The organism is Phaeobacter sp. A36a-5a (assembly GCF_037911135.1).
Classification (GTDB): Bacteria; Pseudomonadota; Alphaproteobacteria; order Rhodobacterales; family Rhodobacteraceae; genus Phaeobacter; species Phaeobacter bryozoorum.
Window position 1 is genome coordinate 2,182,525 of the sequence record NZ_JBBLYU010000001.1, and the last position, 22,589, is coordinate 2,205,113.

General features: G+C 63.3%; 22 protein-coding genes. 8 read left to right on the top strand and 14 right to left on the bottom strand.

Annotated elements, in window-relative coordinates; all coding sequences use genetic code 11:
* Positions 1-14 precede the first annotated feature (14 nt).
* Positions 15-1,967, bottom strand: coding sequence for an AsmA family protein (locus WLQ66_RS10150; RefSeq protein WP_340546186.1), 1,953 nt, complete (start codon positions 1,965-1,967; stop codon positions 15-17).
* A gap of 379 nt (positions 1,968-2,346) precedes the next feature.
* Between WLQ66_RS10150 and rimO the strand changes: the two genes are divergently transcribed.
* Positions 2,347-3,768: a 30S ribosomal protein S12 methylthiotransferase RimO gene (gene rimO, locus WLQ66_RS10155; protein WP_340546187.1), complete on the top strand. Its 1,422-nt coding sequence runs from the start codon at positions 2,347-2,349 to the stop codon at positions 3,766-3,768.
* Between the two features lie 20 nt (positions 3,769-3,788).
* Here rimO and WLQ66_RS10160 read toward each other — a convergent pair whose 3' ends face one another.
* Positions 3,789-5,141, bottom strand: coding sequence for a hypothetical protein (locus WLQ66_RS10160; RefSeq protein ID WP_340546188.1), 1,353 nt, complete (start codon positions 5,139-5,141; stop codon positions 3,789-3,791).
* Between the two features lie 264 nt (positions 5,142-5,405).
* On the opposite strand from WLQ66_RS10160, the gene WLQ66_RS10165 reads away from it, so the two are divergent.
* Positions 5,406-5,789: a thiol-disulfide oxidoreductase DCC family protein gene (locus WLQ66_RS10165; RefSeq protein WP_340546189.1), complete on the top strand. Its 384-nt coding sequence runs from the start codon at positions 5,406-5,408 to the stop codon at positions 5,787-5,789.
* 10 nt (positions 5,790-5,799) lie between these two features.
* On the opposite strand, the gene WLQ66_RS10170 is transcribed toward WLQ66_RS10165, so the two are convergent.
* The 4 genes from WLQ66_RS10170 to WLQ66_RS10185 all read right to left on the bottom strand — a co-directional run bounded on the left by WLQ66_RS10170 (position 5,800) and on the right by WLQ66_RS10185 (position 7,550).
* Positions 5,800-6,051, bottom strand: a complete 252-nt coding sequence (locus WLQ66_RS10170; RefSeq protein ID WP_340546190.1) for a DUF6455 family protein — start codon at positions 6,049-6,051, stop codon at positions 5,800-5,802.
* Position 6,052: 1 nt separating this feature from the next.
* Complete coding sequence (locus WLQ66_RS10175; protein WP_340546191.1) at positions 6,053-6,346, bottom strand: DUF6455 family protein; 294 nt, start codon at positions 6,344-6,346, stop codon at positions 6,053-6,055.
* Between the two features lie 95 nt (positions 6,347-6,441).
* Positions 6,442-6,828 (bottom strand): YigZ family protein, encoded by a 387-nt coding sequence (locus tag WLQ66_RS10180; protein ID WP_340546192.1) that lies wholly within the window; start codon positions 6,826-6,828, stop codon positions 6,442-6,444.
* Positions 6,825-7,550 (bottom strand): M48 family metalloprotease, encoded by a 726-nt coding sequence (locus WLQ66_RS10185; RefSeq protein ID WP_340546193.1) that lies wholly within the window; start codon positions 7,548-7,550, stop codon positions 6,825-6,827. Before WLQ66_RS10185 ends, WLQ66_RS10180 begins: the two co-directional genes overlap by 4 nt.
* Before the next feature lie 149 nt (positions 7,551-7,699).
* Between WLQ66_RS10185 and WLQ66_RS10190 the strand changes: the two genes are divergently transcribed.
* Complete coding sequence (locus WLQ66_RS10190; RefSeq protein WP_340546194.1) at positions 7,700-7,954, top strand: DUF8831 family protein; 255 nt, start codon at positions 7,700-7,702, stop codon at positions 7,952-7,954.
* Positions 7,955-8,018: 64 nt separating this feature from the next.
* Here WLQ66_RS10190 and WLQ66_RS10195 read toward each other — a convergent pair whose 3' ends face one another.
* Positions 8,019-8,315, bottom strand: a complete 297-nt coding sequence (locus WLQ66_RS10195) for a DUF167 domain-containing protein (RefSeq protein ID WP_340546344.1) — start codon at positions 8,313-8,315, stop codon at positions 8,019-8,021.
* A 211-nt stretch (positions 8,316-8,526) separates the two neighbouring features.
* Between WLQ66_RS10195 and WLQ66_RS10200 the strand changes: the two genes are divergently transcribed.
* Together WLQ66_RS10200 and WLQ66_RS10205 are read left to right on the top strand one after the other, a co-directional pair.
* On the top strand, positions 8,527-9,105 hold the full coding sequence (locus WLQ66_RS10200) for a nitroreductase family protein (protein WP_340546195.1): 579 nt from the start codon (positions 8,527-8,529) through the stop codon (positions 9,103-9,105).
* Positions 9,102-9,806 carry an EI24 domain-containing protein gene (locus WLQ66_RS10205; protein WP_340546196.1) on the top strand — a complete coding sequence of 235 codons (705 nt, stop codon included), beginning with the start codon at positions 9,102-9,104 and terminating at the stop codon, positions 9,804-9,806. Before WLQ66_RS10200 ends, WLQ66_RS10205 begins: the two co-directional genes overlap by 4 nt.
* Positions 9,807-9,904: 98 nt before the next feature.
* Here WLQ66_RS10205 and WLQ66_RS10210 read toward each other — a convergent pair whose 3' ends face one another.
* Both WLQ66_RS10210 and mce read right to left on the bottom strand, forming a co-directional pair.
* Positions 9,905-10,180: a DUF1467 family protein gene (locus WLQ66_RS10210; protein ID WP_340546197.1), complete on the bottom strand. Its 276-nt coding sequence runs from the start codon at positions 10,178-10,180 to the stop codon at positions 9,905-9,907.
* Positions 10,181-10,237: 57 nt separating this feature from the next.
* Complete coding sequence (gene mce / locus WLQ66_RS10215) at positions 10,238-10,642, bottom strand: methylmalonyl-CoA epimerase (RefSeq protein ID WP_340546198.1); 405 nt, start codon at positions 10,640-10,642, stop codon at positions 10,238-10,240.
* 222 nt (positions 10,643-10,864) lie between these two features.
* Here mce and WLQ66_RS10220 point away from each other — a divergent pair, with 222 nt between their 5' ends.
* Entirely contained in the window at positions 10,865-11,584 is a 720-nt protein-coding gene (locus WLQ66_RS10220; RefSeq protein ID WP_340546199.1) for a response regulator, read from the top strand.
* A gap of 1 nt (position 11,585) precedes the next feature.
* Positions 11,586-11,726, top strand: coding sequence for a hypothetical protein (locus WLQ66_RS10225; protein ID WP_340546200.1), 141 nt, complete (start codon positions 11,586-11,588; stop codon positions 11,724-11,726).
* Between the two features lie 285 nt (positions 11,727-12,011).
* Here WLQ66_RS10225 and WLQ66_RS10230 read toward each other — a convergent pair whose 3' ends face one another.
* From WLQ66_RS10230 to WLQ66_RS10250, 5 genes are all read right to left on the bottom strand, one after another.
* Positions 12,012-13,271, bottom strand: a complete 1,260-nt coding sequence (locus WLQ66_RS10230; protein ID WP_340546201.1) for a DUF1501 domain-containing protein — start codon at positions 13,269-13,271, stop codon at positions 12,012-12,014.
* A gap of 13 nt (positions 13,272-13,284) precedes the next feature.
* Positions 13,285-14,694 (bottom strand): DUF1800 domain-containing protein, encoded by a 1,410-nt coding sequence (locus WLQ66_RS10235; protein ID WP_340546202.1) that lies wholly within the window; start codon positions 14,692-14,694, stop codon positions 13,285-13,287.
* A 212-nt stretch (positions 14,695-14,906) separates the two neighbouring features.
* On the bottom strand, positions 14,907-16,691 hold the full coding sequence (gene aspS / locus WLQ66_RS10240; protein WP_340546345.1) for an aspartate--tRNA ligase: 1,785 nt from the start codon (positions 16,689-16,691) through the stop codon (positions 14,907-14,909).
* A gap of 371 nt (positions 16,692-17,062) precedes the next feature.
* Positions 17,063-17,716 carry an aminotransferase class IV family protein gene (locus tag WLQ66_RS10245; RefSeq protein ID WP_340546203.1) on the bottom strand — a complete coding sequence of 218 codons (654 nt, stop codon included), beginning with the start codon at positions 17,714-17,716 and terminating at the stop codon, positions 17,063-17,065.
* The gene (locus WLQ66_RS10250; protein WP_340546204.1) at positions 17,659-18,813 is read right to left on the bottom strand and encodes an aminodeoxychorismate synthase component I; all 1,155 of its coding nucleotides are present in this window, start codon (positions 18,811-18,813) and stop codon (positions 17,659-17,661) included. The genes WLQ66_RS10245 and WLQ66_RS10250 overlap by 58 nt, the downstream gene beginning before the upstream one ends.
* A gap of 188 nt (positions 18,814-19,001) precedes the next feature.
* On the opposite strand from WLQ66_RS10250, the gene carB reads away from it, so the two are divergent.
* The gene (carB, locus tag WLQ66_RS10255) at positions 19,002-22,361 is read left to right on the top strand and encodes a carbamoyl-phosphate synthase large subunit (RefSeq protein WP_340546205.1); all 3,360 of its coding nucleotides are present in this window, start codon (positions 19,002-19,004) and stop codon (positions 22,359-22,361) included.
* Positions 22,362-22,589 lie beyond the last annotated feature (228 nt).

Below are 22,589 nucleotides of genomic sequence, written 5' to 3' on the forward strand. Positions count from 1 at the left end.
ATCTAGCGGCTGGATCAATCGCCGCCCAGAAGCCGCAACAGCTGATCCTTTGCCTCTTTCTCGATCCGGTCGCGGATGGCCTCATTGATGTCCTGCTCCGGCGCGATCTCTGTATCCAGCTCTTCGGCCAGCTTTTGGCGCAGGCGATCCTTGGCCTGTTGTTCCACCGCGTCGATTTCCGGCTCCAGCGCGCGTTTCAGATCCGGCCGAATCTTGGGATCGCTCCAGGGACCGGTGATCGCAACGGGGATCGACAGACGGGTGCTGCCGTCGCCGCGTTGCAGGCTCGGGGTGAACAGGTAGTCCAGATCCTGAGCCCCCAGCCCGATGCGGCCTTCTCCTTCGGCGCGCAACCCGCGCAGGCTCAACAGCAGATCCTGATTGAGCAGATTGCCGCCCTCGATCGTATAGCTGGCGGTCAGCCGGTCAAAGAGGGTGCTGCCGCCATTGCCGCTGCCGCTGCGCATCAGCTCTTCCAGATCGAAGCCGGTAAAGAACCCCTTGCCGACCTCCAGCCAACCTTTGCCGCTGAGCGAGGACATGATCTCTGCCACCGAATTGCCGACACCCAGATACTCAAGCTCGCCCAGCGCCTCACCATTGAGGCGGTCATAGCCCATGGTCTGCCCCAGCGCCTGTTCCAGCCGGATATCCTGAAAGCCCAGCTTACCGCCGACCGACAGCCCGTTGCGGTTGTTGACCACCAGCTGCCCCTGCAACTGACCGTCAAAGACCGTGGCGGGCTGGAATTTCAGAACCGCACGCGACCGGTCAAGGGTCAGGTCCAGCGAGCTGGGCCCAAGGCGGACAGATCCGGTCTCCACCTCCTGCACCTCCAGCGAAATCGCGGCATTGAGCGCGGCGAGCCAGCTGAAGTCCATCGGCGTGCGCGACCAGCCATCGCTGACCGGATCGTCACCATTGCCCGCAGCGGCGGCGGCCGGCAGATCGGCCTCTCCCGAGGGCAGCAGCGCCGACAGATCCAGCTGATCCCCGCTGAGCCGCGCCGTCACCATCGGCACATCGCCCAGCACCACGTCGGCAGCTCCGCGCAGCCTGTTGGCATCCGCCTCCAGCGTCAGATCCCGCAGCGCCAGCCGCCCGTCGGGGGTATAGGTGAGATCAGACCCGATGAGCCAGCTGTCCACCGCCGGGGTCTCGATCCCCTCTGCCGCACCAAGCACCGCAAGGCTGCGCGCCAGATCGGTGCTCTTGCCGGTCACCCGCCCGGTGGCGGCGCCATTGATATCCGCCCGCCCGTCAAAGCGCAGCTCCGTATCGTCAGCGCTAAGCGACGCCCCGACCGAGGCGACCTGACCCGCGAGGAAGGCCTCGAACGTGCCGATTTCGGCGGCGATCTGCACCGGCGCCCCAGCCGGGCGCAGCGTCACATCGGCGATCACGGTGCCCGTGGGATCAGGCCATTGCAGCGCCAGGTCGACCTGTTTCATCTCAATCAGGGTTTCGCCATGGGGAGCGTAGCGCAGGCTGGCGCCGGTGAGGGTCAGCGCCTCGATGCTGATCGGCAGGCTTTCCATCGTGCCGGAGGGGGCCGCCGGGGTCTCCACCGCACCGGATGCGAGTGGCTCAAGCACCCAGTTGCCGGTGCCATCCGCGCGGGTGCTGAGGTTCAGCTGCGGCAGGACAGCCGACAATTCGGTGATCCTGACCTGACCGCGCAGGAGATCCGCCGCCGCGACCCCAATGGTCAGCCGTTCCGCCGTCAGCATCGGCTCAGGCCCAGCCCATGGCGCGTTTGACAGCGCCACACGGTCTGCCTTCACTCCCAGCGTCGGCCAGAGCGTATATCCCACGCGCCCGCCAAAGGTGACCGTGCGACCGGTCTGCTTTTCGATCTGGGTTGCCGCCAGCTGGGCCAGCTTCTCCCCTGGCAGCAGTAACAACCCAGCCAGCAGCAGCACCAGCGCCACCACCAGCGCCGCAATGACCCGGATTATCAGCCTCATCACCCCACTCCTCTTGCCTTGCCCCCGTATTCCCCACGGGGTTTTGCGCAGCTTACCGCCTGCGCGCAGGGGTGCAATGCAGGAAGCCCCCGCGCAGCATCAAAGGTTTGCATGTTTGCATCAGAGGTTTATCGCAACCGGAACCGCTGGCGCAGGCCCAGACGCGCGAGGGCGACAGCGCAGGTCACAGCACAAAATCGCCCGCTCTTCGCGTCTCACTTGCGCTCGGGATCACTATGGCTGTTCCGCAGGTTACGGGCCCTGGCCTGCCACCTTCAACACAGGAAGCGCGATATTGCACCGCCCCGCTGCACAGGTGGTGACGCTGAATACCCCTGTTTTCCTTGCCTCCTGCCGCAGTCCTGATATATGCGCGCGCATGACACAGACACCCGGTTCAGCCAACCCGCCCAGCCTCCGTCCCGACCTTGCCCCGGAACCGCAGTTCCGCGACAAACCCCGTGACGGCCAGCCGACCCTCGGCATGGTGTCGCTTGGCTGCCCAAAGGCGCTGGTCGACAGCGAGCGGATCCTGACCCGGCTGCGCGCCGAAGGCTACGGCATCTCGCCCGATTACGCGGGCGCGGACGCGGTGATCGTCAACACCTGCGGCTTCCTCGACAGCGCCAAGGCCGAAAGCCTGGAGGCGATCGGCGAGGCGCTTAAGGAAAACGGCAAGGTGATCGTGACCGGCTGCCTCGGCGCCGAGCCGGATTACATCCGCGAGCATCACCCGCGCATTCACGCGGTGACCGGCCCGCACCAGTACGAGCAGGTGCTGGACGCGGTGCATTCCGCGGTGCCGCCCTCCCCCAACCCTTATGTGGACCTCTTGCCCGCAACCGGTGTCAGGCTCACCCCGCGCCACTTCAGCTATCTGAAGATCTCCGAGGGCTGCAACCACAAGTGCAAGTTCTGCATCATCCCGGACATGCGCGGCAAGCTGGCCTCGCGCCCGGTGCACGCCGTGCTGCGCGAGGCGGAAAAGCTGGTGGAGGCGGGTGTGCGCGAACTCCTGGTGATCAGCCAGGACACTTCCGCCTATGGTCTTGACCGCAAGTATTCCGCGCATCCCTGGAAGGGTGAGGAAGTGCGCAGCCATATCCTCGACCTCTCCCGCGAGCTGGGCAAGCTGGCCCCGGCAGAGGACCTCTGGGTGCGGCTGCACTATGTCTACCCCTACCCGCATGTGCGCGAGCTGATCCCGCTGATGGCGGACCCGGACAACGCGCTGCTTCCCTATCTGGACATCCCCTTCCAGCATGCCCACCCGGATGTGCTGCGCCGTATGGCGCGGCCCGCGGCGGCGGCCAAGACGCTGGACGAGATCACCGCCTGGCGCGCCATCTGCCCGGACATCACCCTGCGCTCCACCTTCATCGTCGGCTTCCCCGGCGAGACCGAGGCGGAGTTCCAGCACCTTCTGGACTGGATGGACGAGGCGCAGCTGGACCGGGTCGGCTGCTTCAAATACGAAAACGTCGACGGCGCGCGCTCCAACGATCTGCCGGACCATGTGCCGGAAGAAGTAAAGCAGGAGCGCTGGGAGCGGTTCATGGAGAAGGCCCAGGCGATCTCCGAGGCCAAGCTGGCGGCAAAGGTTGGCCAGACGATGCAGGTTATCGTGGACGACATCGACGAGGACGGCATCGCCACCTGCCGCACCAAGGCCGACGCGCCGGAGATCGACGGGAACTTGTTTATTGATGAGGGGACCGAGGGGTTGCAGGCGGGTGATCTTGTGACGGTCGAGGTGGACGAGGCCGGGGAGTATGACCTGTGGGGCGTTAGGAGGGCTTAGTCCCCCCGAACGCCGGGCAGCTATTGTGCCCGTAGCGCCTCTACCTCTGCTTCATCTTCGATTGATTGAACACTGACGTCCGTTTGTGTTTCCCGAATTCTTGGCGCAGGTTTCCTCCACGGAGACAGGTCTTGGCCAACCTCTCGATAGAATTTTGGAACGATGGTCTCAAGCTCTGCGATAAAATTTGTTTGCTGAGTAAATTTTGCTCCCAACCGCTTTGCAACGTAGATATGAAAACTGACAACTTGAAGCCCGTTTTTGTCTTTCTCGCAGCGGTCGGGATCGGCAACCAATTCCGTTAAGGGAAAATGGGTGTCTTCGCTGCGACCCGGCCAAGTCATGCGAACAAACAGATCGTCAGTGGCGTCGCTTCTCAATTGTCGCAGCAACCAATTCAAACGGGCTTTCGACGACTTCTTGTCCTCAGGCGCTCTGAGTGTCATTCCCGCTTCAATTGTCCGGCGGTTAAGATCTGCTACGACCTCCAGAGGTGCGGCAGCATTGGGGATGTCAAAGCAGATTTGTAATTGATGAGTTTCCCTCAGCTGGTTCAATTCGTCTTTATGGCGGTCTGCCGGATTTTTAGCGTGTTTTCTGTTCAGGCGCTCTTTTACGCTTGCCTCCGTCTGCCTGCTCAAGATCAAGGAAAGATCTTTCGTTTCCTGATGCCAGGCTTCCAATACGGCGACAGCCTCCGACGATTTGGCCAGTATCTTGCCACCCGCAGAGACCAGCTTGTTTAACTCTCCCCATTCCGGCGGCATTCGATCGAAACCACGAATACCCGCGCTTTCATGGGTCAGAAACCGCCTCAGCTCATTCAGCAGCACACGCTGATCATCGTCGGCCACGCCGTCATTGCTGATCAGCAAATCCACAGCCGTCAGAACAAACATCCATGACCAATGAAAAACAGGGATCTTAGAGCGGCTTTTGCGCACATCTTCTAGCGGATGGTTCGCAGGCAAGGTCGCAAACTGATTGGAAATTGTGATGACGCAGTCGATTCCGTTATCCTTGGCGAGGTTCCGATATTTTTCAATCTGCTCTGCTGTCAGCGGATTATTCCCAATCTTCGCCTCCACCATAGCGCGCCATTCTCGTGAGCCATTTCTCACAATGATCAACCCATCAGGGCGGTCTTTGCCCCCACCTTCTTGGCCGTGAAAAACAACCTCGGTAAATGTCTCGACCGACGTTCGTTTTCCCGCTCTCTGCCCCAGAGAGGCCAGAAGCTCCGATGCAAGTTCCTCAACTTTCGAGAGGCAAGCGAGAAGAATTGAGGTTGTGCGGCCCTCTTTGGAGTTGTTGGACAGAACCGGGAAAAGGCGCGCAGGCTCTCCTTGTTTTAGATATTCTGGTCTGTCCATGGTGCCTCCAAGCCGCTCTCGTAATAAGGTGGTATTATCATTTTCTACAATCCTGGAGTGATTTTGCACAACTTTAGATTTATTGCAAAGGTTGGATAGACCGCAGCAACATTACCCCTTGCCGCGTTGTTGGTTGGACGGGGTGGACCGGGATGGATTGTGGCGCGTGGAGTTTTTGGGCTGCCTGTGACCATCTGCCCTTCGTCCGGCGGCGCGGCGCCGCTATATCGTCAGGTATCAGTGTTCAGCAAAGAGGCACCCACCATGCCGACCCCTCAGGATGACAGCACGGAGGTTCTCTACAACGGGGAATGTCCGGTGTGCAGTATCGAGATCCGCCATTATGCCAATCTGGCGGAGCGGCGGGATTTGCCGCTTAGGTTTGATGATCTGAACTCGCAGGATCTGGCGCTGTGGGGCGTGGATGCCGATAGCGCGGCGCGACGGCTGCATGTGCGCCATCGGGGCGAGGTGCTGAGTGGCATCCCGGCGTTTCTGGTGCTTTGGGCGCAGATGCCGGGATATCGCTGGGTCGCGCGGATCGTCGGGTTGCCCGGTCTGCGCCAGCTTGCATCGGCGGCATATGATCACCTGCTGGCGCCGACGCTCTATCGCTGGCACCGCCTGCGGCAGCGTCGCGGGTCGTAGCTGCGATACGTCAGTCGCGCAGCACCATCAGCTGATCGGCATTGCGGCAGCCGGGCATCGGCGCCTGTGATCGCTCGCGGATGGCAAGGAAGGCCTCGCAGTGCAGGGTCGCGTCGCAGCTGCGGCAGCGGGTGATCATCGCGGCCCAGTCCTCGGGAGGGATCCGGCCTGCGGCCAGCGCAGCGCTCAGCTCAACCCCCGCAGCCTGCCCCATCCGGGCCATCAGGCGCAGGTGATGGAGCGGATCGCCCAAGGGCCGCATCCTAGCGCTCCTGCTCTGTCTCCGCATCGTTCAGAAAGGCCAGCAGATCGCGGTTGCGGCAGAAATCCGGCGCGTCGGCGCCTGGGCGGCCCCCCTTCGCCAGCCAATTTCGGCAGGCACCGACGCCGCCGCAGCGGGTGCAGCGCAGCACCGCCTCGGCGATCTCGTCAAATCTCAACCGGCCCGAGATGGCTTCTTCCTGTAGGTCCAGCCCCACGGTTGTGGCCATGCTGTCGAAAAGATCGGCATGGGTCTTCAGGTTGTCCCTGCGGCTCTGATCGGTGTAGGTGGTCATCTCGGCGCCCTCGGAAATCATTCATTCTGAGGGCAGCTTAGCCATCTCCGGCGCATTGCGAATTGATGCAGGTCAAAAGGGCGCGCACCCGGCGGTCAGCTGCTCCTGGCCGGGTCGAGATAGGCGCGCACCGCGTCCTGAACCCGGCGAAACCGGTCGCCGCCCAGTTTCTTGCCGCCATACCAGCGGGTGACGATGATCAGGTGATCGCAGAGCCCCTCGCGCTCCATCATGCGCAGGATGACCATACCGGCGCCGCTTTCGCCGTCATCGGCCTTCAGCGCGCCGGTGGGCAGCTGTGCGGCCCAGGTGTTATGGGTCGCCTTGGCATAGGAGCGGTCGGATTTCAGCGCCGCCAGCACAGCGTCGATCTGCTCGCGGCTGGTGACCCGCGCACCGCTGACCGCATAGCGCGAGCCGCGATCGGTCAGCACGACGCCCAGCTGCCTCAGCGAGGCGACGGCTTGGTCCAGATCGCTCAATTCAGATTATATTTCTGGATCGTCTGATTGACCACGCGCACCCGGTCCGGGTTGGCCGGATGTGTGCCCAGAAAGCGATCGCCCGGATCCGGCAGCCGGTTGAAGAAGCGCACCCCGATGCTGGGACGATACCCGGCCTTATGGGTGATGATGGTACCCAGCTCATCCGCTTCCAGCTCGAAATTCTTCGAATAGGTGCGCGCGCCGACCACCGCGCCAAGATCCTGGGCGCGGGCCACATCCGCCGCGCTGGCGCCAGAGACGCTGGCAAGTCCCGCCAGCAGAATCGAGCCTGCCACCGCGCTTTGTCGTTTGCGCGCCAGATGGCCGCGAATATGATGGGCGGCCTCATGTGACATTACAAAGGCCAGCTCATCCCGATTGGCAATCTGCCCCAGCATCCGCTGGGTGAAGGTGATCACCGGACGCCCGGACCGGTCCTGGCTCTGATAGGCATTTGGCGGGGCATTGGGGTTGGGGTCGATGCGGATCAGGAAATCACAGTTCAGACCCGGCGCACGCGCCCGGCATTCCCGTTCAGAGACGGGCTCGACAACGCGGGTGACCGCCGCAAAGGCGCTGCGCCCCTCGGCCGGGGACAGGCCCTGAACCGGCGCGCCAGAGGGCCGCGCGGTGGGCGCAGACCCGGTGTCAACCACAACATCACAGGCCGCAAGACCCATGGTGATGGCACATCCCATCAACAGCAACACCCGACGCATGACATCTCCTTTGCTTTGTCTGTGCCATCCTATCGCGACAGCGGACCGAGGATCAATTGCATGAAGCTCCGGCGGCTGCAATCTGCTGCAAGATCACGTGATGCGACAAAGCCTTGTCAGCGGGGGCGGCCCGGTGGCAAGCTGGGGACATGTTTACCATTGAGCATGAATTCGACGCCACCGTCGTTACGCTCGTCGATGACGAGGCCACCCCGCTGATGGAAGATGTCTCCATCAATATTTTCACAGAATGCGTCACGGTCGAACAGCTGGACCCGCGCACCGACCGGGTTCAGACAATCACCCTGTCGCACAATCAGGTCCGCGATCTTGCAGCGGCGCTGGATCTTCCTGAGGGGGTCTATCGCTTTGCCCGCGATGATGAACCCGAGGCAAAGGGCTGAGATCCATCAGGAGCTGGTGAGGGCGGGCCCCATGGTTGGCGGCGCAGGCCCGGACCCGGAGACCTCAGCGGCGGTAGGCAAAGACCTTCTCCCGAGAGGTCGCGCCGCGCAGCAGTGTCAGCTGCGAGGGGGCAATACCCATAGCGCGGGCCAGCCGCAGCTGCACCGCAGCCGTGGCCTTGCCGTTCTCGGGCGCTGCCGTCACCGTGATCTTGAGCACACCCGCCTGCCCGCAGCTCTCCGCCCCGGCACGGATAACGGCGTTGCGCGACGCTTTTGGCGTGACGCGGACGGCAATCTCTGCCCCGGCGATGGCCAGATGGCTGAGATCGGGGAGGTCTTTCTGCTTTGGCTTGCCCATAGCGGGGTGATCGCGCGGATTGCGGGCAAAATCCATAGACTTTGGCGCTACGACCGGGATATTTCCTGCCTCACACCTCATGTTTGGATCCGGCTGCGGTCCGTGCCTGTCCCCGCTCCGGGCAGGCCAGCTCTGCCAAATTCTCGGATCCCCCTTGAAATCCCGCGCCGCCCTGCCGACATGGGGCGATAGATGTAAAAAGGTTTCACATATGCCCCCTCGCAATGATGCTGCCCTGGCGTTTCTGTTGTCGCGCCGTTCCCGCCCGGCCAAGACGCTGGTGGCCCCGGCCCCAAGCCGCGAGGCGCTGATGCCGCTGTTGACCGCAGCCGCACGCACGCCCGATCACGGCAAGCTGGAGCCCTGGCGTTTCATCGTGATCGAGAAACCCGCGATGGCGCGGCTGGCAGAGCTGACCGGCAAGGCGGGCGAACGACTGGGCAAATCGGCCGAGGATATTGCCAAGGGCCGCAGCCAGTTTGAACTGGGGCAACTGGCGGTCGCCGTTGTGGAGATCCAGAAGGCGAGCCCGAAGATCCCGCCCATCGAGCAGACCTACTCAGCCGGGGCCGTCTGCCTGGCGCTGTTGAACGCAGCTCTTGCGGCCGGCTGGGGCGCCAACTGGCTGTCAGGCTGGGCCAGCCATGATCCCGAGTTCTGCGCCGAAGCCTTTGGCCTGCAGTCGCATGAGCGGATTGCGGGCCTGATCCATATCGCCACCGAAACCAACACGCCGCCGGACCGCCCCCGCCCTGATCTGGCGGCGCTGACCACCTGGATGGACCAATGATTCTGACAGATTTCTCAAAGGCGCTGAGCCAGATCGGCGACCCCCGCTTTCGCCGGGTTCTGTTTCTGGGCATTGGCCTGACCGTCGCGCTGCTGGTGCTGGCCTATGCGGCGTTTCTGGCATTGATCCAATGGCTGGTCGGTCCGGATGCGACGCTGCCGCTGATCGGCCCGGTCACCTGGGTCGATGATCTCCTTTCGATCACCTCGCTGCTGCTGATGCTGGTGCTGTCGGCGTTCCTGATGGTGCCCGTGGCCTCGGCGATTACCTCGATGTTTCTGGATGAGGTCGCACAGGCGGTAGAAGATCGCCACTATCCCGGTCTGCCACCGGCGACCAAGACACCGTTCTGGGATGGCGTGCGCGATACCATCAATTTTCTCGGCGTTCTTGTCGTCGCCAATGTGCTGGCGCTGGTGCTTTACGTGATGCTTGCCCCCTTTGCGCTGTTTATCTTCTGGGGGCTGAACGGGTTCCTTCTGGGGCGGGAGTATTTCACCCTCGCCGCCGCGCGCCGCATTGGCCTGCCGGAAGCCAAACGGCTGCGGCGCAAGCATCTGGGCGCGGTCTGGATCGCCGGTGTGCTGATGGCCATGCCGCTGTCGATTCCGCTGGTGAACCTGCTTATCCCGATCATCGGGGCGGCGACCTTCACCCATCTCTTCCATCGGCTGACCCGGCACGAACTGTCGGCAGGCTGAGCCGCGCGGAGCAAACCGGGGCGGCAAACCGGAGGACAAACATAAAACAGGCGGACCCCTGCCCGCCTGTTGTGATGCCAAAGATATGCTGCGCCGGGTTATTCGGGATCCGGCAGCCGGTCGAACCAGTCAAAATCATTCACCGTGATCCAGCCGCTAAGGATGATCGTTGCAACGATCGCCCAGATGACGGCAGCGGCAATGGTGGTGATCACGGCCTTCTGCTTCAGATAGTGATGCTCGGGCGCACCGGCGTGGGTGCCGGGCACGATCTCGCCTAGGTCGCCCTGCGTCTGAATGCGGATCGGGATCACGATCAGGAACGTCATGAACCAGATCACCGCATAGAGAACCAAACCGGATGTCACACCCATGATAGCTGTCCTTCTGAGACCCCCGCCCCACTGCGGAGGGTTAAGGGGCAGATAGCGTCAAACCTGTTCCAATTCCACCAGGCAGCCGTTGAAATCCTTCGGATGCAGGAAAAGAACCGGTTTGCCATGGGCGCCGATCTTGGGTTCGCCCGATCCAAGCACCCGCGCGCCTTCGGCCTTGAGCCGGTCGCGGGCCGCCAGGATATCATCCACCTCGTAGCAGATGTGGTGAATGCCCCCGGCCGGGTTCTTTTCCAGAAACCCCGCAATGGGAGAAGTGTCGCCCAGAGGGTAGAGCAGCTCGATCTTGGTATTGGGCAGTTCGATGAACACGACGGTGACGCCGTGATCGGGCTCATCCTGGGGGGCGCCGACCTTGGCGCCGAGGGTGTTGCGATACTGTGCCGAGGCGGCATCAAGGTCCGGTACGGCAATTGCGACGTGGTTGAGGCGGCCAATCATGGTGCGGTCTCCTGAGTGAACTGATTGCCAAGACTTATCAAAGAGCCATGGCCTGCGGACAAGTGCGCCAATCCGCGCGGCAGAATATTTCCTGCAATAACGCTTCGTTGCGTCGATTTTTGCGCGGTAATTCCATTCAACCTTAGGCTGCGACCTGGATGTTAACCAGCTGTTAGCCCCGTTTCCCTAGCGTTGAGTCGTATCCAGTCAGGAGCCTTAGTCATGGACGATTCGGAACTGTTTGCTGCTGCCCACCGCCTGCCCACCACCAAACGACCTTTGTTGGGGCTGACCATTCTTGTGGTGGAAGACAGTCGATACGCCTGCGAGGCGATGCGTCTGCTGTGCCTGCGCAGCGGTGCGCGGATCCGCCGGGCCGATTGTCTGAAATCCGCCCACCGGCATCTGAAGGTCTACCGCCCCTCGGTCGTTATTGCCGATCTCGGCCTGCCTGATGGGTCGGGCGCCGATCTGATCCGCTCCATGGCGGAGGCCTCGCCGCGTGTCGGCGTGATCCTCGGGATCTCCGGTGATGAAGCAGGTGAGGCGATGGCGATGGACGCCGGGGCCGATGGGTTTCTGGCAAAACCGATCACATCGCTCGCCGCATTCCAATCCGCGATCCTGTCGCGCCTGCCCGCCGAACGCCAGCTCTCCGGCCCCAACCAGCTGACCGATGAGGTGATCGAGCCGGATCTCCTCGCCTTTCAGGATGACATGTCCCATGCCGCAGAGGTGCTGAACGAAGCTGAGGAAGGGCAGACATTGGACTATGTTGCGCAGTTCCTTGGTGGTGTGGCCCGCAGCGTTGGCGACTCACATCTGGCAGGAGCCGCCGCAGATCTGGCCGATGCCCGCAGCAGCGGACGCCCCGTTGCCGCCATTGCCGCCCGTGTCGCCGGGCTGGTTCAGGAACGTCTGAAACAGAAAGTCGCCATCTGAGATGATCGAAATCGTTCTCATCGCCTCGACCACTTTGGGCATTGTCCTATATCTTCAGGCGCGGTTCTCGGCCCGTGAAATCCGCCGTAACCGCGACCGGACATTGGGATCGCTGGTCATCCTTGATCGCAGCGACCGCTGATCTGCCGTGCCACGGGATCACCTGATCCTGGCTGACAGGTCACCCCGTCCGCCCCCTTGCTGACAGATCGTTGGGCGAGCATCCTTGCTGACAGGTAGCCCGGTCAGTCTATTGGATGACAGATCGCACGGTCGCTATCGCGGTCGGCAACTGCGCGGCACCCACATAGCGGCGCAAGGCGACAGATCGCGCGAGCCGATACACTCTCGGCCCCGCTCCCATTGATCGCTGACTGGCGGCCCAGTGGCGGAGCCGCAAGCCGCCGCAGCGGTCAGCGCATCCCCGTCAGCGCCGCAGCACCCCCGGATCGGCGCCCAGCTCGACGCCGGGAAAAACCACATCTGCAATCTGCTGGGCGTCGGTGCCGATCATACCGCGCATGATCCAGCCCATATGGGCCCGCACATCGCCGGTGGGCATCAGATCACGGCGATCAAACAGCGCCGCCTCCTCAAGACCCGGCCACAGCCCGTGAACCCGGCCACCCCGGATCGCGCCACCGGCCAGCACCATCGCACCGCCGGTTCCGTGATCGGTGCCGCTGGTCCCGTTCTCGCGCACGGTGCGGCCAAATTCGGTCATCGCCACCACTGCGGTTTTGTCCCAGATCCCCGGCCCAAGATCGCGGTACAGTGTCAGAATGGTATCGGACAGGCGCCCCAGCGCCCGTGTGAGCGCGCCGGTCTGACGGTTGTGCGTATCCCAGCCGTTGATCGAGAAAGCCGCAATCCGGCTGTCACCGCGCAGCTGCTGGGCCGCATAGCTGGCAATCCGCTGATGCGGTCGGGATCGTGCCTTGGCCTGCCCCATGCTTCCCGTTGCCTCTGCGCTCCCGGCGCCGTCGGCATCCATGGGTGCGCTGTCGGCAAGGTCGAGCGCCTCTGCCAGAGCGGCATGAAACAGCGGATCCTGCTCCATCATGAGACCGGCCAGACGTTCGGCCTGCGGGCTGAGAGCCATTTCCGCATCCGGCGACCAGTCGGACACCGGGGCCGCGCCCTGCAACAGTTTCATTTCCCCCTGCCCGATGGCAAAGGCGGTGCGCGCCTCGACACCGGGCGTGATCTGCAACAGCCGGTTCAGCCATCCGTCGCGGCGCTGGTGCAGGCCCGGCGTCCCGGCTTCCAGCAGATCCTGACCGTCAAAATGGCTGCGCTTGTCGCGATAAGGCGTTGATACCGCGTGAATAAACCCGAGCTGCTCCGCCCGCCACAACGGCATCAAGGGGGCAAGTCCCGGATGCAGGGAAAAATAGCCATCCAGATCGAGCCCGCCATTTTGCGGCCCTCCCCTGAGACTCGACCGCAGGCCGGCATAGGCCGGATCACCATAGGGCTGGACCACATCGATGGCATCCATGCCACCGCGCAGGATGATCACCACCAGTCGGCTGTCCCAGGGGGCCGCAGCAAAGCTCACGGGGGTCAGCAGCGGGCTTGCCGCCAGCGAACAGCCAATCAGACCGGAGCGGGCGAGGAAACCGCGCCGGGTCAGTCCAGAGGGGCGGGATGGGCCAGTGAACCCATGACGCGGTGTCTTGGTCATCTCGATCTCCCTCTCAACGCCGCTGAAAGGCGGGTGAGGCCAGGATCAGTCCTATCGCCTCCCGCTCGGTTTCGGCAGCTGTTGCGACGAACCGCAGCTGCGCGGTTTCCCGGCCGCCAAGGGCGCTTCGCAGCAGCTGAAGCGGCGCGGGCAATGGTCCTGCGCCCTGCACCATCACCTGTGTCGGCACCGACATGCACCAGCGCAGCCGCTCCGCCAGAGCCTGCGGCGTGATCCAGGTTGCATCGCCCTCGGGCCAGCCGTCGGGACCGTTGGAGACCTCCCAGCGCTGGCCCATGCGCTGCATCGGACGCAGGAAGAACCGGTTGACCTGCGCCCGACTCAGCCCGGTCAGCGCGGCAGCTGGCAACGCCAGCGCCCGACAGGCCGAGGCGAGATAGGCAAAGGGCGGTTTGACGTTTTCAAGGTCAGGTTGCCAGGCCGCCGGATGCTCCAGCAGCGCCGCATAGACCTGCGTCAGATCCCCCGATGTCGCCCGGTAGCGGGCCGCCAGATGGGCGACCAGTGCCGGGTCCGGCGTGTCACGGGTGAAATGCACCGCCAGTTTATGCGCCAGATGATCCGCCGTGGCCGGGTGGCGCGCCAGATCCCGCAGCGCCTGTTTGATCGCAGCCAGACCGGTGACCTCGGCATCGTAGCGCTTTCCCAATAGGGTCTCGGCCCCCGGCTCGGCCCATCCCGGCGCAAATTTGAAGCCCTCGGTGGTGTCGTAGATCATGCCGGTGAACAGCTCGGCCAGCTGGCGCACATCCTGTTGCGTATAAGGCCCGCCAACGCCGAGCGTGTGCAGTTCCAGCACTTCGCGCGCCAGATTCTCATTGAGCCCGACCACCCGCCCCTGACGCTGCGCGACCCGTTTGGCGCGGCGGCTGTTGGGGCCGGTGGACCGGTGCTGGTCCAGGTAATGCAGCATCAGCGGGCTGGTCACAGCCGCAATCAGCAGATCCTCGAACCGCGCGGCTATATGCGGGCGGATCGACGTCTCGACATAGGGGGTGGCAGCGTAGCGCAGCGCGGCAATCTTGCCCTGCGCGGTGAAGTGATCCGCCCAGAACAGCGCAAGCCGTTCGCGAAACCCATGCGGCGTTGTCACGCAGCGCAGCAGCCGTCGAACGAACCAATCCGCCTGATGGTCCCGCATCTGGGCGCGCTGGTGTTTCAGATCCCTGTCGCGCATCTCGAAATCCGGGCTGCCAGCGGCCGCCTTGCGGGCGCGGCGGGCGGCGGAATAGGCCCGAGCATCCGCCAGCGCAGCGTCAAAACCAGGGATCGACCAGGTCTGCGCCGCATGATCCGGGGCCTGAAGGTCAGCAAGCAGCCGCTCCGGCCCGGCGGCTGGGGCATGCAGCGGCGACAGGCCGCAGCCGAAACGGATCTCCGCCAATTCCCCGTCAAAGCGCATCGCTTTCCCCGCTCATGAGCTGTTGCAACCCGACAAGAGTAGGATATCGCAGCGCCGACACCAGCTGAATTTCCTCAGGCACGCAACTCTCTGCTCATGGGCGCACTGCGGGCCGCCAAGATCGCGCCACAACTCGACGGCGCTGCGATGGCCGCCGAATCAAAACAGGCCCGGACATATGCCCGGGCCTGTTTCAGACTGACCTCCAGAGGTTACTGGTCCTGTGGAATCACCCGCAGCCCCAGCTCCATCAGCTGCTCGCTCAGCGGTTCCGACGGGGCCGACATCATCAGATCTTCGGCGCGCTGGTTCATCGGGAACATGATGACCTCGCGGATGTTGGCCTCGTCGGCCAAGAGCATTACCATGCGGTCGATACCGGCCGCGCAGCCACCGTGCGGCGGGGCGCCGTACTGGAAGGCGTTGACCATGCCGCCAAAGCGTTTTTCGACCTCTTCCTTGCCGTAGCCCGCGATTTCAAAGGCCTTGAACATGATCTCCGGCTTGTGGTTCCGGATCGCGCCGGAGACCAGTTCATAGCCGTTGCAGGCGAGGTCGTACTGGTAGCCCTTCACGGCCAGCGGATCGGACAGCAGCGCGTCCATGCCGCCCTGCGGCATCGAGAACGGGTTGTGCTCAAAGTCGATCTTGCCGGTTTCCTCGTCCTTCTCGTAGATCGGGAAGTCGACGATCCAGGCAAACGCAAAGCGGTCCTTGTCAATGAGGCCCAGCTCCTCGCCGATGACGGTGCGGGCCTTGCCCGCGACGCCTTCAAACGCCTTCGGCTTGCCGCCGAGGAAAAAGGCCGCGTCACCAACGCCCAGTCCCAGCTGCTGGCGGATCGCCTCAGTGCGCTCAGGGCCGATGTTCTTGGCCAGCGGGCCAGCCGCTTCCATGCCGTTGTCGCCGTCGCGCCAGAAAATATAGCCCATGCCCGGCAGGCCTTCTCCTTGCGCAAACTTGTTCATCCGGTCGCAGAACTTGCGGGAGCCGCCGGTCGGTGCCGGGATCGCGCGCACTTCTGTGCCTTCGTTTTCCAAGAGGTTTGCAAAGATCGCGAACCCAGACCCGCGGAAATGCTCGGAACAGTCCTGCATCTTGATCGGGTTCCTGAGGTCCGGCTTGTCGGTGCCGTACCATTTGGCGGCATCCTTGTAGGAGATCTGCGGCCAGTCATGCGCCGGGTCGACCTTGCGGCCGCCGCCGAATTCCTCGAACACGCCCGCCATCACCGGCGCGATGGTGTCGAACACATCCTGCTGGGTGACAAAGGACATTTCCATGTCGAGCTGGTAAAAATCCGCAGGCGAGCGGTCGGCGCGCGGGTCCTCGTCGCGGAAGCAGGGCGCGATCTGGAAATACTTGTCAAAGCCCGACACCATCATCAGCTGCTTGAACTGCTGCGGCGCCTGCGGCAGCGCATAGAACTTGCCCGGATGCAGGCGCGACGGCACCAGGAAGTCGCGCGCGCCCTCGGGGGAGGAGGCGGTGATGATCGGGGTCTGGTATTCGTTGAAGCCGATGTCCCACATGCGGTTGCGGATCGAACGGATCATGTTGGAGCGCAGCACCATGTTGCGCTGCATCTTCTCGCGGCGCAGGTCCAGATAGCGATAGCGCAGGCGGGTTTCCTCGGGGTATTCCTGCTCGCCGAAGACCATCAGCGGCAGTTCCTCGGATTTGCCCAGCACCTCGATATCGCGGATAAAGACTTCGATCTCGCCGGTGGAGATTTTCGGGTTCACCAGGCTCTCATCACGGGCCATGACATTGCCGTCGATGCGGATACACCATTCGGAGCGGACCTTCTCGATCTCGGCAAAGACCGGGCTGTCCGGGTCGGCCATGACCTGGGTCACACCGTAATGGTCGCGCAGGTCGATGAACAACAACCCGCCATGGTCGCGGACGCGGTGGACCCAGCCCGACAGGCGGACGGTTTCACCGACGTTGGATTTGTTCAGTTCGGCGCAGGTATGGCTGCGATAGTCGTGCATGGGGTGACCTTTCATTATACCGGTCTCATGTCCGGGAGGGCCGTCAATCGGGAAATGCGCCAGAACGGCGCGGAATTCGTCCGGGGTGGTACACTAGGTTGCGACGCCGTTGTCAAGCAAACTGGGCGGATTCGACAGCCGCGAGCCACCAATAGTGCCTGTTGCGCGCCCGAGCGAGGGTCTCCCGCCCTCTACGGTCTCATCGCGGACGCGCTGAGGCCTCCGACGTTGGGCCGGGCGCCGTGCCTCTGGCACGGCGTTGGTTGCGTTCTGCGGAACCGCAGCGCACCCAATGGTGCGCTGCCACGCCCAAAGGGCAAGGGCCCGCTGGCGTCAGCCAGAAGGGCGGCTTGTCCGCGGGAGCGCCCCCGTTACACCAGACGTGCCGGGATCAGCCCGCGCAGGGAATTGCCCATATGGATGGCCTTGGCACACCTAAGGTCCTCAAGACGCAGCACCGCCTCCGTGCATTCCTCCCGCTCCAGCATCACCTGCCGCAGGATACCCGGCAGCAGGCCGCAGCTGAGCGGCGGCGTGATCACCTGCCCGTCCGGGCGGGTTACAAAGATATTGGTGATAGTGCCCTCGCAAACCTCGCACTGCTCGTTCAGGAACAGGAGTTCATCCACGCCTTCCGGCAGCGCGGCCCGCGCGGCATCGTAGAGCGCGCGGCGGGTTGTCTTGTGCTGAAGCCACATGTCGTCCGCTTCCAGCCGGGTCTCCGCGACCCCCAGCCGCCATTCAGAAGGCGTGCCGCCCAGCGGAGCCGTGGTCAGCGCCAGTTGGCCAGCCGCGTCCAGCGTCAGGCGGCAGCGCAGCGGCGCCGCATCGGTGGCTTCCGCCAGAACCGCCTCCGCCCGCTTTGGATCGAAAGCGATCCCGAACAGAGCCGCGCTGCGCGCCATCCGGGCCAGATGCAGCCGCAGGTGACGAAAGCCCTGCCCCGGATGCCAGCCCAGCGTCTCGATCAGGCTGAAAGCGGGATCGTTCTGGAGGGTGTCACGCGGGCAAAGCGGGCTTTCCATAGGGCTTCCTCATATTCTGCATCTGCGGTGCTGTCCCAGACCACACCACCACCCACATTGAGCATCGCGCGGCCCGCGTCCAGCATCAGCGTGCGGATTGCCACATTGAATTCTGCCCGGCCGTCCGGCGCCGCCCAGCCGATAGTGCCGCAATAGATGTCGCGCGCCCAGGGTTCCAGTTCCGCGAGGATTTCCATCGCGCGAATCTTGGGGGCGCCGGTGATGGAACCGCAGGGAAACAGCGCGGCAAAGATCTCCGCAAGCCCCGCGTCGGGCCGCAATCTGGCGCGGACGGTGGAGACCATCTGATGCACCGTGGCATAGCTCTCGACCGCAAACAGCTCCGGCACATGCACAGACCCGGTCTCGGCGACGCGTGAGATATCGTTGCGCAAGAGGTCCACGATCATCAGGTTTTCGGCGCGGTTCTTCTCATCCTGGCGCAGAAAGTCGCGGCGGCGGGCATCCTCCAACGGATCGTCGCTGCGCGGCTGGGTGCCCTTCATCGGGCGGGTCTCGATGCCCCCTTCTGCATCCGTGCGGAAGAACAGCTCTGGCGAGCGTGACAGCAGGTCCGGCAGCCCCTCCTGTTGGACCAAGGCACCGTGGCCGACGGCCTGTCTGGCCTGAAGCGCGGCATAGATGTCTTCGGATGTCCCATAAGCGTCGGCATCAATCGGGAAGGTCAGGTTGGCCTGATAGATATCGCCCTGGCCAATGTTGCGGTTCACCTCTGCGAAGGCTTCGGCGTAGCGGTCAAAAGTCCAGCGGGGGGTAATTCCTTCAAGACCAGCTTCGCTTTCCGCCTGCGGTCGGGTCCGGCCCCCAATGTTCTGCGCTCGCGGTTCCGCATAGACCCCAAAACAAATGAGCGGCAGCCGCCGCCCCGCAGGCATCCGGCCCGCCAGTTTTGGCTCCAGCGCATAGCCCAGCTCATAGGACGCATAGCCCGCCAGCCAATGGCCGGCGTCGCGCGCCGCATCCAGCGCCGCCAGCGCGGCAGGCACGTCTTCGGCCCGCTCTGCGCGGATCATGCGCAGCGGCGTTTCAAAACATGTCCCGGCCCCCATCGGCCCCTGATCAAAGCGAATCCGCACGTCAGCCTGCTCCGTCGTTATGACCTCTCCACATATATCCGTTCGCTATGCGAACAAAACCCACGGATGCGGCATTTCCAATTCGGTTTCCGATCCCCCTTGAACCTTTCGGTGCGGTCCCTATAACGCAGGACAATTTGGGCGCACGGGGGTGCCCATGACTCGCGCAAATCAGAGGGATTCAGGCCATGCCGAAAAGAACCGATATCCAATCGATCATGATCATTGGTGCGGGGCCGATCATCATCGGCCAAGCCTGTGAGTTTGACTACTCCGGCGCGCAGGCCTGCAAGGCGCTTCGTGAAGAGGGCTACCGGGTCATTCTGGTGAACTCCAACCCGGCAACGATCATGACCGATCCGGGTCTGGCGGATGCCACCTACATCGAGCCGATCACCCCGGAGGTGGTCGCCAAGATCATCGAAAAGGAACGTCCCGATGCGCTGCTGCCGACCATGGGGGGACAGACCGGTCTGAACACCGCACTGGCGCTGGAAGAGATGGGTGTGCTGGCGAAATTCAACGTCGAGATGATCGGCGCCAAGCGCGAAGCCATTGAAATGGCAGAAGACCGCAAGCTGTTCCGCGAAGCGATGGACCGGCTTGGACTGGAAAACCCCCGCGCCACAATCATCACCGCCCCGAAGAAAGCTAACGGCAGCGCGGACCTGGATGCAGGCGTGCAGATGGCGCTGGACGAGCTGGAAGACATCGGCCTGCCCGCGATCATCCGCCCGGCCTTTACCCTTGGTGGCACCGGCGGTGGCGTCGCCTATAACCGCGAAGATTACATCCATTTCTGCCGCTCCGGCATGGATGCCTCGCCGGTCAATCAGATCCTCGTGGACGAGAGCCTGCTGGGCTGGAAAGAATATGAAATGGAGGTGGTGCGCGACACCGCCGACAACGCGATTATCGTCTGCTCGATCGAGAATATCGACCCGATGGGCGTGCACACCGGTGATTCGATCACCGTGGCCCCGGCGTTGACGCTGACCGACAAAGAATACCAGATGATGCGCTCTGCCTCGATTGCGGTGCTGCGCGAAATCGGCGTGGAAACCGGCGGCTCCAACGTCCAATGGGCGGTGAACCCTGAGGATGGCCGCATGGTGGTGATCGAGATGAACCCGCGTGTGTCGCGGTCCTCGGCGCTGGCGTCGAAGGCAACCGGCTTCCCGATTGCCAAGATTGCGGCCAAGCTGGCGGTTGGCTTTACGCTGGATGAGCTGGACAATGATATCACCGGCGTGACACCGGCGTCGTTTGAGCCGACGATCGACTATGTTGTGACCAAGATCCCGCGCTTTGCCTTCGAGAAATTCGCAGGCTCCGAGCCCTATCTGACCACGGCGATGAAATCCGTGGGTGAGACCATGGCCATTGGCCGCACGATCCACGAGAGCCTGCAAAAGGCGCTGGCGTCCATGGAGACCGGTCTGACCGGCTTTGACGAGGTTGCCATTCCCGGCGCCGAGGATGGCACCGATGGCAAGGCTGCGGTGATCAAGGCCATCAGCAAGCAGACCCCCGATCGGATGCGGACCATTGCCCAGGCGATGCGGCAGGGGTTGTCGGATGATGAAATCCAGGCCGTCACCAAGTTCGATCCCTGGTTCCTGGCCCGGATCCGCGAAATCGTGGAGGCAGAGGCCGAGATCCGCGCCGAGGGCCTGCCAAAGGATGAGCATGGGTTGCGCCGGGTCAAGATGCTGGGCTTTACCGATGCCCGCCTTGCGAAACTCACCGACAAGAGCGAGACCGACGTGCGCCGCGCCCGCCGTGATCTGGGCGTCAAGGCCGTCTTCAAGCGGATCGACACCTGCGCCGCCGAATTTGAGGCCCAGACGCCTTATATGTATTCCACCTATGAGGCCCCGGCCTTTGGCGATGTGGAATGCGAGGCCCGGCCGAGCGACCGCAAGAAGGTTGTCATTCTGGGCGGTGGCCCAAACCGGATCGGCCAGGGGATCGAGTTCGATTACTGCTGCTGCCATGCCTGTTTCGCGCTGACCGACGCGGGCTTCGAGACCATCATGATCAACTGCAACCCGGAAACGGTGTCGACCGACTATGACACCTCGGACCGGCTGTATTTTGAACCGCTGACCTTTGAGCATGTGATGGAAATCCTCACCAAGGAGCAGGAAAACGGCACCCTGCACGGGGTGATCGTGCAGTTCGGCGGCCAGACCCCGCTGAAGCTGGCCAATGCGCTGGAAGAGGAAGGCATCCCGATCCTTGGCACCTCGCCCGACGCCATCGACCTGGCCGAGGACCGCGAGCGGTTCCAGGCGCTGGTCAACCAGCTGGGGCTCAAGCAGCCGCATAACGGCATTGCCTCGACCGACGCGCAGGCGATTGAAATCGCGGCTGAAATCGGCTTCCCGCTGGTGATCCGCCCGTCCTATGTCCTGGGTGGCCGCGCGATGGAGATCGTGCGCGATATGGACCAGCTCAAGCGCTACATCGCCGAGGCGGTCGTGGTCTCCGGCGACAGCCCGGTTCTGCTCGACAGCTATCTCTCGGGCGCGGTGGAGCTGGATGTGGATGCGATTTGTGATGGCACCGACGTGCATGTCGCAGGCATCATGCAGCATATCGAAGAGGCCGGGGTTCACTCTGGGGACAGTGCCTGCTCGCTGCCGCCTTACTCGCTGTCCAAAGAGGTGATCGCCGAGGTCAAGACCCAGACCAACGCATTGGCCAAGGCGCTGAATGTGGTTGGCCTGATGAACATCCAGTTCGCGGTCAAACCTGACGCCGACGGCAATGACGTGATCTACCTGATCGAGGTCAACCCGCGGGCCTCGCGCACCGTACCCTTTGTGGCGAAATCCACCGACAGCGCCATCGCCTCCATCGCGGCGCGTGTCATGGCGGGTGAGCCGTTGTCGAACTTCCCCAAGCGCCCGCCCTATGAGCCGGACGCAGGCTATGACGTGAACGTGCCGATGGCGGATCCGATGACCCTGGCCGACCCGGACATGCCGTGGTTCTCGGTCAAGGAGGCGGTGCTTCCCTTTGCCCGCTTCCCCGGCGTCGACACCATCCTCGGCCCCGAGATGCGCTCCACCGGCGAAGTCATGGGCTGGGACCGCAGCTTTGCCCGCGCCTTCCTGAAGGCGCAGATGGGGGCTGGCATGGTGCTGCCATCCTCGGGCCGGGCCTTTATCTCGATCAAGGATGCCGATAAGGGCACTTTGATGCTGGACGCCGCAAAAATCCTCGTGGAACAGGGCTTTACCCTGGTTGCCACACGCGGCACCCAGAGCTGGCTGGATGAGCACGGCGTGCCCTGCGAACTGGTCAACAAGGTCTATGAGGGGCGCCCTCATGTGGTGGATATGCTGAAGGACGGCAACGTCCAGCTGCTGATGAACACCACCGAAGGCGCGCAGGCGGTTGAAGACAGCAAGGAGATGCGGTCCGTCGCGCTCTATGACAAGATCCCCTATTTCACCACCGCAGCCGGTGCCAATGCCGCCGCCCGCGCGATCAAGGCGCAGGCAGAAGGTGACGTTGAAGTGAAGAGCTTGCAGGGCTGATCTGCCGAGGCAGGCAGAGATCGAACCTATTGGAAGGCCCCGGACACCTGCGTCGGGGCCTTTTCTTTTGCCCTCGCCGCAACAGGCGGCCTGCTGGGAGGGCTGGGCAAAGGTTCGGACATAGGAAAACCCCGGAGCCGAGGCTCCGGGGTTTTTGGCTGATCAGGGATGGCCCGCCTCCTACAAACGCTTTTGTGGGAAACGGAGCGGAGGCCGGACAGCCCGTGC

Coding starts and splice junctions, on each gene's coding strand:
- WLQ66_RS10150 (WP_340546186.1), bottom strand. CDS start 1,967: ATGAGGCTGATAATCCGGGTCATTGCGGCGCTGGTGGTGGCGCTGGTG.
- rimO (WP_340546187.1), top strand. CDS start 2,347: ATGACACAGACACCCGGTTCAGCCAACCCGCCCAGCCTCCGTCCCGAC.
- WLQ66_RS10160 (WP_340546188.1), bottom strand. CDS start 5,141: ATGGACAGACCAGAATATCTAAAACAAGGAGAGCCTGCGCGCCTTTTC.
- WLQ66_RS10165 (WP_340546189.1), top strand. CDS start 5,406: ATGCCGACCCCTCAGGATGACAGCACGGAGGTTCTCTACAACGGGGAA.
- WLQ66_RS10170 (WP_340546190.1), bottom strand. CDS start 6,051: ATGCGGCCCTTGGGCGATCCGCTCCATCACCTGCGCCTGATGGCCCGG.
- WLQ66_RS10175 (WP_340546191.1), bottom strand. CDS start 6,346: ATGACCACCTACACCGATCAGAGCCGCAGGGACAACCTGAAGACCCAT.
- WLQ66_RS10185 (WP_340546193.1), bottom strand. CDS start 7,550: ATGCGTCGGGTGTTGCTGTTGATGGGATGTGCCATCACCATGGGTCTT.
- WLQ66_RS10190 (WP_340546194.1), top strand. CDS start 7,700: ATGTTTACCATTGAGCATGAATTCGACGCCACCGTCGTTACGCTCGTC.
- WLQ66_RS10195 (WP_340546344.1), bottom strand. CDS start 8,315: ATGGGCAAGCCAAAGCAGAAAGACCTCCCCGATCTCAGCCATCTGGCC.
- WLQ66_RS10200 (WP_340546195.1), top strand. CDS start 8,527: ATGCCCCCTCGCAATGATGCTGCCCTGGCGTTTCTGTTGTCGCGCCGT.
- WLQ66_RS10205 (WP_340546196.1), top strand. CDS start 9,102: ATGATTCTGACAGATTTCTCAAAGGCGCTGAGCCAGATCGGCGACCCC.
- WLQ66_RS10210 (WP_340546197.1), bottom strand. CDS start 10,180: ATGGGTGTGACATCCGGTTTGGTTCTCTATGCGGTGATCTGGTTCATG.
- mce (WP_340546198.1), bottom strand. CDS start 10,642: ATGATTGGCCGCCTCAACCACGTCGCAATTGCCGTACCGGACCTTGAT.
- WLQ66_RS10220 (WP_340546199.1), top strand. CDS start 10,865: ATGGACGATTCGGAACTGTTTGCTGCTGCCCACCGCCTGCCCACCACC.
- WLQ66_RS10225 (WP_340546200.1), top strand. CDS start 11,586: ATGATCGAAATCGTTCTCATCGCCTCGACCACTTTGGGCATTGTCCTA.
- WLQ66_RS10230 (WP_340546201.1), bottom strand. CDS start 13,271: ATGACCAAGACACCGCGTCATGGGTTCACTGGCCCATCCCGCCCCTCT.
- WLQ66_RS10235 (WP_340546202.1), bottom strand. CDS start 14,694: ATGCGCTTTGACGGGGAATTGGCGGAGATCCGTTTCGGCTGCGGCCTG.
- aspS (WP_340546345.1), bottom strand. CDS start 16,691: ATGCACGACTATCGCAGCCATACCTGCGCCGAACTGAACAAATCCAAC.
- WLQ66_RS10245 (WP_340546203.1), bottom strand. CDS start 17,716: ATGGAAAGCCCGCTTTGCCCGCGTGACACCCTCCAGAACGATCCCGCT.
- carB (WP_340546205.1), top strand. CDS start 19,002: ATGCCGAAAAGAACCGATATCCAATCGATCATGATCATTGGTGCGGGG.